This is a genomic window from Chitinophagales bacterium (assembly GCA_020635995.1).
In the GTDB taxonomy this organism is placed as follows: domain Bacteria; phylum Bacteroidota; class Bacteroidia; order Chitinophagales; family UBA8649; genus JAFMKE01.
In genome coordinates this window covers 890,122-903,786 of sequence record JACJYS010000001.1, presented here as the reverse complement: position 1 = coordinate 903,786, position 13,665 = coordinate 890,122, and the positions used below count along the sequence as shown (strand labels likewise).

Genomic DNA, 13,665 nt, shown 5'->3' with positions numbered 1-13,665 from the left:
CAGCTCCCTTTTTATTTTTTTTTAATTTTATTACTATTTATTCGTTAAGAATACTTTTATAGTATTAGTTACTTCATCAACTTCTAATTTTACTACATAAATTCCTGTAGCTACATTATTAACTTGAAGAGATTGAGTACCTACGGCATCTACAACTTGATGTACAATTTCTTTACCCATAACATCAAATATTTGTACATCAGCAGTTTCTACTTTTACGTTATCAAACTTCATGTACACTACATTTTTATGAGCATATACTTCTACTGTTTCTTTATCATTTACAGATATAATACCTACAGATAAAGTAGTAACGGTATTAGAAACATCGCTTATCAAACTAATATCATTAGCTCCACAAATTGAAGTAACGTAGAATTGGTATTGCGTTCCTTCGCTTAATCCATTCACAGTTACAGGGTTTGTAGTTGCATTGATAAATGTACCAGAACCCGGTGTAAATCCAGGAGCTCCGTACTCTACTTGCCAGTTTGTAGCACCGCTTGTATCAGACCAAGCTACTGTAACTGAAGAATCAGTAATATCAGAAATCACTAAGTCATAAGGTGCAGGACAAGAAACCGGAGTTGAGAAACTTCCACCGCTTACCCAGTTACTGTAGTCGCCATTTACGGCATCACATACTGCACGCACATAGAAATCGTAATCTGTAGAACCATCTAAGCCACTTAATATAACAGGGCTTGAAGTAGCAGTAACTACCGTTCCAAAACCTTGTATAAATCCGGCTACTCCATATTCTACTTCAAAACTACCAGCACCCGAAGCATCTGTCCAAGAAACTTCAGCACTATCGCTTGAAATTACATTTACAGCAACCATTGTAGGGTCGTTACAGATAACTAATGTAGATAACGTATCTGACAATACTGAAGATAAGCTTGTATCTGTAGAGGTACATATAGCTCTAACCGTAAACTGAATTTCATCTCCTTCTGTTAATCCACTTAAAGTATAAGGATTTGAAGAAGCAACTACAGTAGTTCCTGTTCCAGGAGCAAATCCAGGAGCACCATATTCAACTACCCAAGATGTAGCTGCTCCGTTTTCATCCCAACCTAAGTCTATTGATGTTTCCGTAGCAGAAACTAATACCGGATTAGTAGGTATCTCGCAGTCTGTAGTAATTACAATACCAAATGTTCCATTTGCGAATCCATATCCATCTACTTGAACATAATATGTTTCTCCAGGAGTTAACCCAGTTAAATCTACAACTGAATTGTAATCTACTATAACACCACCATCTTCATCACATTCAAGAGCTGTTAAACTATCCATTTCTGAACAATCATTACCTGCTAATTGATAAACTGCTATTTGTGTGTCATCTAAAGTTCCTGTAGCCATATCTGTAGAAACAGTAACTGTGCCATTATTAGGAGCTACAAATGAATACCAAACGGTAGCTGTATCTGATGTAGATAACCAACATGCGCCTACCGGCTCACCTACTTGTGCTGTTGCACCAATATTTGAACCATAAACAGTATCTCCATTTACAACAATTGGTTGAGCATCACATAAATCATCATTACAAGGAGCATTAATAAATGTTCCCGATAAATCACATAAAGTGTCAACATCGTGTAAAATGTATATAGTAGTAGCTACACCACCCGCAAAAGGACCTACTGAAGTAACACCCGTTGAAGTAATAGTAGTTAAAGTATCAGTTCCGTCAGTTACAAACAATGTAGCTGCATCACCTAAATCAGAAACGTTTAATTCAATGTTATATTCATTGTTTACACAATCGTTAACTGACTGAGCATTAACTGTAGCTGCATCACAATCTGTACCTGTGCTAAATGTAAAACTACCTATTGTACTTGTATCTGTAGTACAGTCAGCTTGAACATAAATATCATAGGTAGTTAAGGCTGTAGTACCTGTTAAGTTTACAAAAGTATCTGTAGTATTTAGCATAGTTCCAGTACCTGGTGTAAAGCCGGTTTCCCCATATTCTACCATAAATCCAGCAGCACCACTATAATCAGTCCAACTTACAGTTATAGATGTTCCTTCTACATTTGAAGTTACAAAATTACTAGGTTGAATACAATCAGGTGCTTCGTTTACACAAACATTATTAATTACAATATCATTATAAAATTGATCTAATGTCATTACTGTAAAATCTACTATAAATCTAAATGCAACTGTATCACTTGAATAACTGTCTAATACGAAGAATAAATCTCTCCACCCTCCGTCTGACTGACTTGTTAAAATTGGTGTCCATGTAGTACCAAAGTCATTTGTTATTTCAACTGTTACTAATGCATTATCTCCAGGATTATTCGTATTGTTACTAAATAATTCAAATGATAACTGAGGAACATTAGTACCTGTATAAGTATTCATATCATAATATGGTGTTTGCAAAGTAGCATCAGATCCATTAGGCGTAGAACCATCTACTCCAATACCTGAATTATCTGCTGCTGCTGCACCATAATCTGGCCATGTACCTGCTATTATCCAATTTTCACTACCATAAGTTGACCAACAATTTGGCAACCCTGTCAATCCTATAAAATCTTGACAAGCTGGTAGTACAGATATAGGAGCACAATCTGTAGTGAAATATACCGGACCTACCCAGAAACTTGAATCTCCTACTCCACAATATGAACGAACATAAACTTCATAATCTGTACTTGGCGATAAACCTGATAAGTTTGTAAAAGTATCACTTACTGTTAGTACAGTTCCTGTACCGTGTGTAAATCCTGCTAAGCCATATTCTACTATCCAATCAGTACCAGATGTATCTGACCATGATACAGAAGCAGTACTTATACCTGAAAAATCAAGGTTAAATGCATAAGGAGCAGAACATGTAGGAGCTGGTCCACATGTTACTCCAGCTTGCCATCCTTCGCGAGTAATAGTACCGTCTGATGTAAATACAAATGTTAAACATCCAGAAGCATCTGTAGAATATAATGTTCTACCTTGTAAATCTCCAGTTCCTGAAGGTGTAGCATCATCTCTATCCCAACACCAAATACCATTTCCTGTACCTGCTCCTAATGAAGCAGGAGAAATTACAGTGGCTGCTGTAGAGTTACCATCATAAATTGTTAACCCATCAAAACAACCCGTAACACTATTTTCAGAAGAGAACTCAGTAAAGTTAACATACACTACATCTCCCACGTTATCTGGGCATATAGTCCATGTTTCACTTTCATTATTTCCATAATCAGCTGCATCTCCGCCTGTATCTGTAAAGATGTCTCCACCACAATAATCAGGAGTTGTAGATACAGCATGAGCTGTAGTCCAATAACTTGTATCGGCTGTTCCACATATAGCTCTCACATACACATCATAGTCTGTACCAGACATTAAACCTGTTAAAGTAGTATAAGGATTTGTATTAACCAATACTTGCGTTCCTGTACCTAAAGCAAAACCAGATACGCCATATTCTACTTGCCATTGTGTTTCTGTACCACCTGCTGTCCAATATACATCTGCACTATTAGATGTAACGGCTGAATCTAAAACAGCTGAAGGATCTGTACATGAAGCGGCTACTCTAATAATGAAATTATCTACGTGGAAATCGTAATCTTGACCTGTTACAGTACCTGAATTAGCAAATATTCCAAATTGAACCATATTTCCTGTAGAAGGAATTAACGATGAATAATTTGTTAACACATTTGGAATAGTATCTTCTACTGTCCAAGTATCTAACACATTCCAAAGAACGCCATCTTCTGTATAAGCTAAGAATACTGTATCATCTGCTCCCATTTGATCTGCAACGGCATTATTCCAGTTAGTAACAGCCACATCAGTAAGAACTTCGTAGCCACCTAAACTTAAATCAAACTGAGGAGAAAGCAACCAATCTCTTCTGCCTGTACCATATATATTAATTCTTGCAGTATTACTTGATAAAGCTGTACCACCTGTCCAAGGGCTAGTTCCTATACTTGAAGGTCCTGCTGCTATGCTTCCTGCATCAGCTTCATTCCAACAAGCATCTGGTAAAAACGCATCAAATGGTTGGAAGTAATAAGGTGTTTCTACTCCACATAATGTTGTAAAACTGTTAGGTCCTACCCATGCACTTGAATCTCCTACCGCACATATTCCTCTTACATACACATCATAACTTGTGTTATTAGTTAAACCTAAAAGTGTAGTATCTGCACCTGAATTTACTAGTATAAATGTTCCTGTACCTTGTACAAAACCACTTTCTCCATATTCTACTTGCCATTGCGTTTCGCTATCGCCTGCTGTCCAATAAATTGAAGCACTAGAATCTGTAATTGCAGAATCACCAAGGGCTGTAGGCGTTAAACATGAAGGTTTTTCTATTACAAAGAAATCATCTACACCTAAATCGTTAAAGTAATAATAACTTGCATTATGTGCACCGTCTGCTATAGCGTATATTCTAAATTTAGTAACTGTAGGTATTCCTGCCGGTAAAGTGTCTGCCACTTCTACCCATGTAGGGAAATTACCTATCATAGTTTTAACATTAACCCATGCTGAACCATTCCATGCATCTAAAGCTATTGTATGGTTAACCACATTACTTGTTTGTGTATTATTGGAAGCAAACCAAAATCCTGCATAAGGAGTAGTTAGAGTACTCATATCTATATAAGGAGTTACCATTTCATTTCCTAATATATCAGAAGATGCATCTATCCACATATAGTTTGTACTTCCTGTAGTATGGTCTCCCATATCAGGCAAATATGTATGTCCTGTATTTATAACATCATTAGTTACATCCCAAAAATCTGGTCCTACTTGAGGCTCCCAACAAGATGGTAAATCTGTGAACGGAGTTACTAAAGCTAAAGTATCAAAATTTTCTGTAAATGGAGCCATGTAAGATAAACAAGGAGTAGTAAATGAGTATAATACCCAAGTACTTGAATCTCCTGTTCCACAAATAGCTCTCACATAAACGTCATAATCTGTACTTGCAGACAACCCACTTAATGGTGCTACAGAATCAGTTACTACTACTGCTGTGCCTGTTCCTTGTGTAAATCCAGCATTACCGTATTCTACTTCCCACTCAGTTTCAGTAGCTCCTGCTGTCCAATAAATAGATGTACTATTTGCTGTCATAGCTGAATCGGCAAGTGCTGTAGGTGCTAAACAAGAAGGTGCTTCATATACACAAACATTTTCAAGTAAGATATCGTTATAAAATTGGTCTAATGCCATTGCTGTAAAATCAACAACAAATCTTAAAGAAATTACATCATTTTGGTAAGCACTTAAACTTTGTTCAACAGTTACCCATCCTCCATCTGCTTGATAAGTTGTTAGCGTATTCCAAGTAGAACCAAAATCGTTAGTAATCTCAATAGTTACTAAGGCATTATCCCCAGCATTATTAGTGTTATTACTAAAAATATCAAAACTTAACATTGGGAATGTAGCCCAAGTATTTGAAGATAAATCATAATAACCAGACTGTAAAGTAGCATTATTACCATTAGGTGTAGAACCATCAACACCTAATGCACCTGAGTTATCTTGTCCTGCTGCACCGTAATCTGGCCAAGTTCCAGCTACTATCCAGTTTTCAGAACCATAAGTTGACCAGCAATTAGGAATACCACCGGCAGTTACAAAAGATTCGCAAGCCGGGAAAGTAGATACATAAGCACACAAGGTTGTAAATGTATTAACGGTAGTCCACACACTTGTATCGCCTGTTCCGCATATTGCTCTTACATATACGTCATAAGTAGTATTTGCTGTTAAGCCTGTTAATGGTGCTACTGAGTCTGTTACTACTACTGTTGTTCCTGTTCCTTGTGTAAAGCCTGTTGTGCCATATTCTACTTGCCATGATGTTTCACTTCCACCTGCTACCCAATATACATCTGCTGTATTTGTTGTTACTGCTGAATCTGATAAAGATGTAGGTACTAAACATGACGGTGGAGGTGTTACATTTATTGTATAATCTTCAAACGTACCCCAAGTACCAGTATAACATGGGTCGTGAGAACTCCCAGAACCATGATTAAAGTCTGACCCCCCTATTCTAATTAAATGATTTCCTAAAGATGCAGTAGCTGGTACTGAAATAGAAGATGCTAAAGGCACATTTGTAGTAGTTTCACCTAAAAATTGGAACTCATCGGCATCATCAAAATCAAAGTCATCATTCCAATCAATCCATGCCCATATACCATATCCGTATTCTACAGTAATAGAAATATTTAATATTGTTGATTGTGGTGCATCTACTATCATAGATGTATAATCTGCATAATCTTCAGGTGTAGTTGTTGTATTATTTATCGTCCCCATTGTTACATTAACAAGACCATTACCGTCTGTACTTGTTGGAGAAGGAATACAATATCCCGTATAGAAGCTATGCACTGCTGTCCATACACTTGTATCGCCTGTTCCGCATATTGCTCTTACATATACGTCATAAGTAGTATTTGCTGTTAAGCCTGTTAATGGTGCTACAGAATCAGTTACTAATACTGATGTTCCAGTTCCTTGTGTAAAGCCTGTTGTTCCATATTCTACTTGCCATGATGTTTCACTTCCGCCTGCTACCCAATATACATCTGCACTAGTAAGTGTTAACGCAGAGTCAGAAACCGCAGTAGGTACAGGGCAAGATGCTAAAGTAGTAAATGATGTAGATGCAAGCGACCAAGCACTTGAATCTTCAGAACCTAATGTAGTATCACATAAAGCTCTTATATAAACTTCATAATCTGTTTCAGTAGTTAATCCTGTTAATGTATAAGGATTAGAATCTAAAAGTACAGAAGTACCTGTCCCCAACGTAAACCCAGGTGCTCCATATTCTGCAAGCCATAAGGTTTCTCCGTTTTGAGCTGTCCAAGAAAGAGTAGCACTATTAGCTGTAACTGCTGAACTTGCTAAAGAACTAGGTGTAGCACATGAAGGTTTCTCTATTACAAAGAAATCATCTACACCTAAATCGTTATAGTAATAATAACCTGAATTGTGTGCACCATCTGCTATTGCATATATTCTAAATTTAGTAACTGTAGGAATACCTGAAGGAACTACCCCTGCCACTTCTACCCAATTGGTAAAGTTTCCACTTAAAGTAGTTATGTTAACCCATGCCGTGCCATCCCAAACATCTAAAGCAATAGTATGGTTAACTACATTACTTGTTTGTGTATTATTTGAAGCAAACCAAAATCCTGCATAAGGTGTAGTTAAAGCACTCATGTCTATTTCAGGTGTTACCATTTCGTTTCCTAATATATCAGAAGATGCATCTATCCACATATAGTTTGCACTACCTGTAGTATGGTCTCCTATATTAGGCAAATATTGTGCATCATTTGTTGCGTCATTTGTTACATCCCAATAATCAGGACCTGTTTGTGTTTCCCAACAAGACGGTAATGCTGTATAAGGCGAGGTTAATGGTAAAGTATCAAAATTTTCTGTAAATGGTGCTAAATATGCACCACATAATGTTGTAAAACTATGTGCCGAAGTCCAAGTACTACTATCAGAACCACATATTGATCTCACATATACATCATAAGTAGTATTAGCTGTTAAGCCACTTAATGATACTACTGAATCTGTTACTACTACTGCTGTGCCTGTTCCTTGTGTAAAGCCTGTTGTGCCATATTCTACTTGCCATGATGTTTCACTTCCACCTGCACTCCAATATACTTCTGCTGTACTTGATGTTACTGCTGAATCTGATAATGCAGTAGGGGCTAAACATGCAGGAGTAAGTTTCACACTTATATCATCTAAAGAAATATACCATGGAGAACCATTGATTCTACCTTTTATTCCTATATAATATGTTCCTGTTGTCGCTGGCACAAAAGTACCTTTTATTTGTTGGTATGTATTCCCTATCCCTGTAGCGGCTACTATTGTATTTACCATATCTGCATCAGATGCTGAAACGCCATAACTTATTGTTATGTCAGCATTCGTAGTTGTACTACCATCTTGTCTTGCATACACTTCCGCATCATAAGATGTCCCTCCTACTAAATCAATAGGTATAAATATCCAATCGGTATTGGAATATTTTAAATACGCATTGAATGAACCTGTTCTCGGTGTTCTATTATATGAAGTTAAACTACTATTTGCTGTCCATATATCAGTTCCTGCTAAAGATTCTTGAGATAAACAACCACCTACAGCCGTTTGATTTGTATATGATGTTTCAAATCCTTCCTCATAAGGTACGGTATAAGGGTTACACAACGTTGCAAAATTATTTACTGTTGTCCATACACTTGAATCTCCTGTTCCGCATATTGCTCTTACATATACGTCATAAGTAGTGTTAGCTGTTAAGCCACTTAATGATGCTACTGAATCTGTAACTACTACTGCTGTGCCTGTTCCTTGCGTAAAGCCTGTTGTACCATATTCTACTTGCCATGAAGTTTCGCTTCCTCCTGCACTCCAATATACTTCTGCTGTACTTGATGTTACTGCTGAATCGGCTAAGGCTGTTGGTACAAAACACGATGGACTTAAATCTAAAGTTACATCATCTATACTTAAATACCACGGAGAATATGTCGGTTCCCATACATTAATTCCTAAGTAATATGTCCCATTACTTGGAACTGTGAAATCTACATAGTATTCAACAAAACTTGTATTAGTAATATTGTAAACAGGTGTCCCTATAATATTCATACTCATAACATCATTACTTGTACTTAATCCAATTCTCATTGAATCAAAAGCTGTTGTATTATAATTTCTATAATCAAACGAAAATCTATATGACGTGCCTGCTACTAATTCAAATCCAGGTGTAACAGCCCATGCTCCTATTGTAGCGGACGTATTATACTGTATAACTAATGCATTAGTTGGGCTAGTTGAAAAAACATAAGTAGATGCATCTGACATCACTCCTGCTTTATTTTCACTTGTCCAACAATCAGGCATTCTTCCTGCCACAAATGTAGTAGTAGCTGATACAGACTCAAAATCTTCTACCCACGGTATTGTCGTTATGGCATTACACAATGTTGTAAAACTATGTAATGCTGTCCATACACTTGTATCGCCTGCTCCACATATCGCTCTTACATATATATCAAAACTTGTATTGGCAGGTAACCCTGTTAATATAAATGTACTATCGTTTACAATAGTATCTTGTCCGGTCCCTAAAGTAAACCCTGAAGGACCGCCTTCTAATTGCCATTGTGTTTCACTTCCTCCTGCATTCCAATATACTGTTGCAGAATTTGTAGTTACTGCCGAGTCTGACAAGCCTGTTGGTACAGGGCATGAAATTAAAGTAGTAAAACTATTTACTGCTGTCCATACACTTGTATCGCCTGTTCCGCATATTGCTCTTACATATACGTCATAAGTAGTATTTGCTGTTAAGCCACTTAATGATGCTACTGAATCTGTTACTACTACTGCTGTGCCTGTTCCTTGTGTAAAGCCTGTTGTACCATATTCAACTTCCCATGATGTTTCACTTCCTCCTGCATTCCAATATACTGTTGCAGAATTTGTAGTTACTGCCGAGTCTGATAAGCCTGTTGGTACTGGGCAAGAAGCTAATGTTGTAAAACTATAAGGACCTACCCAAGCAGATAAATCTGAAGTAGGTGCGGTAAATGAACCTGTAGGGAAAACGCTGCCACAAGTAGCATTAGTAGTACAGCCGTCAGTAGCATTTATACCACTATAAGTCCAATTAGTATCATCAAAAGTGCCTCCATTAGCAGATTCCCCATTATTTCTATAAGCCCAGCCATCCATATATTCCCAAGCAGTTCCTGTACCATCTACGTTTATATCTCCAAACACGTCAATCACAACACCATCTTCAAAAAGTTCAACGGCATCGTCACCATTAATACTCATAGAACCATCTATATAATCTGCATTAAAACCAAAGAAATCATAAAACCCGGCAGAATCAGTTGTAACATAAATAAATGTACCTGCTGAAACGGCAACACTAGGGAACGTAAACTCTTCTCCGTCAGTTCCGCCTCCATTATTAGCAGAACCTAATCCATAATAACTTAAATCACTTATATTATTTACTACATACAACTCTACTCCTTTAGGTACTCCCCCAGTTAAAGGTCCGTCATACGCACCCGTTATCATTATATTTGCAGGATTACAATTTGCCTGTACATAATAATCATAAGTAGTAGAAGGTGTTAATCCTGTAACTGAAAAAGGATTTGATTGTGTACCAAATCCAGCAGTTGGAGCAGATGCTCCTGTAGGCAATATCGCTAAGTTCCAAGACGTTTCGCTTCCTCCTGCTGTCCATCCTAAATCTGCACTTGTAGCTGTAATATTAGATGCACCTAATGCAGAAGGATCTGGGCAAGATGGCGGAGTGTATGAAAATGCTTCAGACACTTCTAATTCATCTACCGGAGTTTCCCAAGAACTTGTAGCATCATTATCTGTACCATCATTTGGACTTACACCACCATTGTTAGCTACCAAAATACCTCCCCCTCCAGTAGCACTTCTAATTTCATAAGTAGTACCATCCCAACCATCGGCATATCTATCGTAACAGTTAATATAGTATGTGGTACCGTCTGTAACAGTAAAAGCTTGGTCTGTAACCAAACCTTGCCCATCTCCATAAGTGCCATTTCCTTGAGCCCATATTACAGTTCCAGTCCCATTAGGACCATCTGTAATACTAACCCACTTTTCGGTTGCATAAGAACCACCAGAAGTTGTTAAATATAGAGTTGAAGTTTGTGCATTAACCTGCCAAAACAACGCTAAAACGCATGTAAGTAATAGTAATATTCTATTCATGTAAGTTTGATTTTAGTCTAAAATAATACTCAAAGGTAAAAATTATGTTAACAAATGCAAAGATTAAAGTAAGAAAAACACCTAACTTATATATTTATAAATTTAATTTAAAAATATCCATCAAATGTTTTAACCGCACTCCCCTTTAGATACACAATACTTTCATCAAATAAAATTTCTAAAAAGCCACCTCTTGTTGCCAACTTAAATATTTTTTTATCCAATTTATTTTTTAACACTATTCCGGCTGCCACGTTGCCCGTTCCGCATGAAAGTGTTTCATCTTCCACTCCTCTTTCAAATGTTCTAATTTGATATTTATCTTCTTTAATTGTTATAAAATTTACATTAACTCCTTCTCTATTAAATCTTTCATTATGTCTTATCTTTTTTGCTTCTTCTACAAAATTAGCTGGCATTTCTTCCACAATTTTTACTACATGCGGAGAACCCGTATTTATAAAAAAACTATTTTCATCTATTTGCTCTAAATACTCATCTACATTCATTTGAAGTTTTACTTCTTTATCCTCTATTTCAGCATGGTGCAAACCATCTATAGCTCTAAACAGTACATTTTTCTTATTTATTACGCCCAGTTCTTTAGCAAATGCCACAATACACCGCCCTCCGTTTCCACACATGGTGCTTTTCCGTCCGTCTGCATTATAATATACCATTTTAAAATCAACATCTTTATCTTCTTCTAACAATATTAATCCGTCTGCTCCTATGCCAAATCTTCTTTCACACAACTGATGGATGTATTCTACATTTTCTTTATCAAAAAACAATGTTCTATTATCTATCATTATAAAGTCATTTCCCGTACCTTGATATTTACTAAATTTCATTCTTCAAATTTTAAGATTTTTTTAAGTTAAAGCCTGTTAAGCCCGAAACTTTTTATACAATTTACATTGTAGATTTACACAAACTTAATAAATAATTCGTTTACAATTTATATGAACCGATTTTTACTTAATTAAACATTAATAATCATGAAAATTAAACAATTTTTTATAGTGCTACTAAGTGCAGCCTTAGGAACAGGCATTAGTATTTTTTATGTTAATAATAAATTAGAAAATAATGTAGCCAAGCAAGATGAAACACCTGCAAAAAACAATTTTACTACGGTTAGCTATTCTAATAATGCCCAGCCTGTAAATTTTGTAGCCGCATCAAGTGTAGCTACACCTGCAGTAGTGCACGTAACCACCAGCTATAAAGTGGACAATACCACTTCTCAGCAGTTTTATGGCGATGATATTTTTCAATATTTCTTTGGAAATCCGCAGCAAGCCCAGCCACGCGAATCAAAAGCCAGCGGTAGCGGTGTTATTATTTCTAAAGACGGATATATTATAACCAATAACCATGTTATTGACAATGCCAACGACATACAAGTAAATTTAAGTAACAATAAAAGTTATACGGGTAAATTAATAGGCAAAGACAAAGACACCGATTTAGCCTTAATAAAAATAGACGCTACAGATTTACCTTATTTGAATTTTGCTAATTCCGATTCAGTAAAAATAGGCGAATGGGTTTTAGCCGTAGGCAATCCCTTTAATTTAGCTTCTACCGTAACCGCAGGAATAGTAAGTGCCAAAGGAAGAAGTATAAATTTATTAGAAAATTTTAATGGCAACAGCAATACCGCCATAGAAAGTTTTATACAAACTGATGCTGCCGTAAACCCCGGCAATTCGGGTGGTGCTTTAGTAAACACGCAGGGCGATTTAATAGGAATAAATACGGCTATAGCATCTCCATCAGGTGTATATGCGGGTTATGCCTTTGCTGTGCCGGCTAATATAGCGTCAAAAGTAGTTTCCGATTTAAAGGAATACGGAGCTGTGCAGCGTGCATTTTTGGGCGTAAATATAAGCTCTGTAGATAATGAAATAGCCAATAAAATGGATTTGGATAAACCGACAGGCGTTTATTTGCAAAATGTAATAAAAGGTGGAGCAGCTGAAGAAGCAGGGCTAAAAAATGATGATGTGATAGTGGCTATTAACAATAAAAATATAGAAAACGTATCGGCTTTGCAAGAAGAAATTGCTTCGCACAACCCAGGAGACAAAGTAGAAGTAACATACATAAGAAAAGGAAATACTGAAAAAGTATTACTAACCTTAAAAAATAAATATAATGAAGAAGCTCTTATAAACTATGACAATGAGTTACTTAAAAAACTTGGTATAGAAATTGAGAGCCTAAATAGTAAAGAACTTTATAGCCAAGGGTTAAAATTTGGCATAAAAGTTGTGAGTATTAACAGTAGTGGTTTAATAGGTCAATATACCGACATGAAAAAAGGATTTATTATAACCATGGTAGATGACGAATCTGTAGATTCGGTAGATAAGTTCAAGGAAATAATAAGCAATAAAAAAGGACGTTTACTAATAGAAGGCAAGTATCCCGGAGTTAGAAATGATTTTCTTTATGCTTTAAAAATATAATACCGCCTTTGGTATAAAAAATCTTAATGGGGTTTTTAGGGTTGAAGGGGTTGATGTTCTCTCAGAATATCGGCCCCTTTTTTTATTTTTATAAAAAATATGTACACCAAATATGTTATACCAATTGTCAACACAAAATAGTCTAATCTATTTTGTGTTTTACAATGGTAAATGCCGATAGAGCAATATATTTAGTACAATAAGGTGCAACCGAAATTGGACTATTATATATTCCTAATCGGTATTAAATATTTAAGTTTATTTGAAAATTAAAATATTATTCAATAACTTTATTAGCACTATTTAATTTATAAACCTAATAAATACCCTGCGTAACCTATATTTT

3 protein-coding genes are annotated in these 13,665 nt (G+C 36.1%); 1 reads left to right on the top strand and 2 read right to left on the bottom strand.

All coding sequences use genetic code 11. The features are described from left to right. Nucleotides 1–33: 33 nt before the first annotated feature. Together H6578_03845 and H6578_03840 are read right to left on the bottom strand one after the other, a co-directional pair. The gene (locus H6578_03845) at nt 34–10,842 is read right to left on the bottom strand and encodes a fibronectin type III domain-containing protein (protein MCB9226296.1); all 10,809 of its coding nucleotides are present in this window, start codon (nt 10,840–10,842) and stop codon (nt 34–36) included. 107 nt (nt 10,843–10,949) lie between these two features. Further along, nucleotides 10,950–11,696, bottom strand: a complete 747-nt coding sequence (locus H6578_03840; protein ID MCB9226295.1) for a diaminopimelate epimerase — start codon at nt 11,694–11,696, stop codon at nt 10,950–10,952. Between the two features lie 147 nt (nt 11,697–11,843). Here H6578_03840 and H6578_03835 point away from each other — a divergent pair, with 147 nt between their 5' ends. Continuing rightward, a complete protein-coding gene (locus H6578_03835) occupies nt 11,844–13,319 on the top strand; it encodes a Do family serine endopeptidase (protein MCB9226294.1) in 1,476 nt (491 codons plus the stop codon). Nucleotides 13,320–13,665 lie beyond the last annotated feature (346 nt).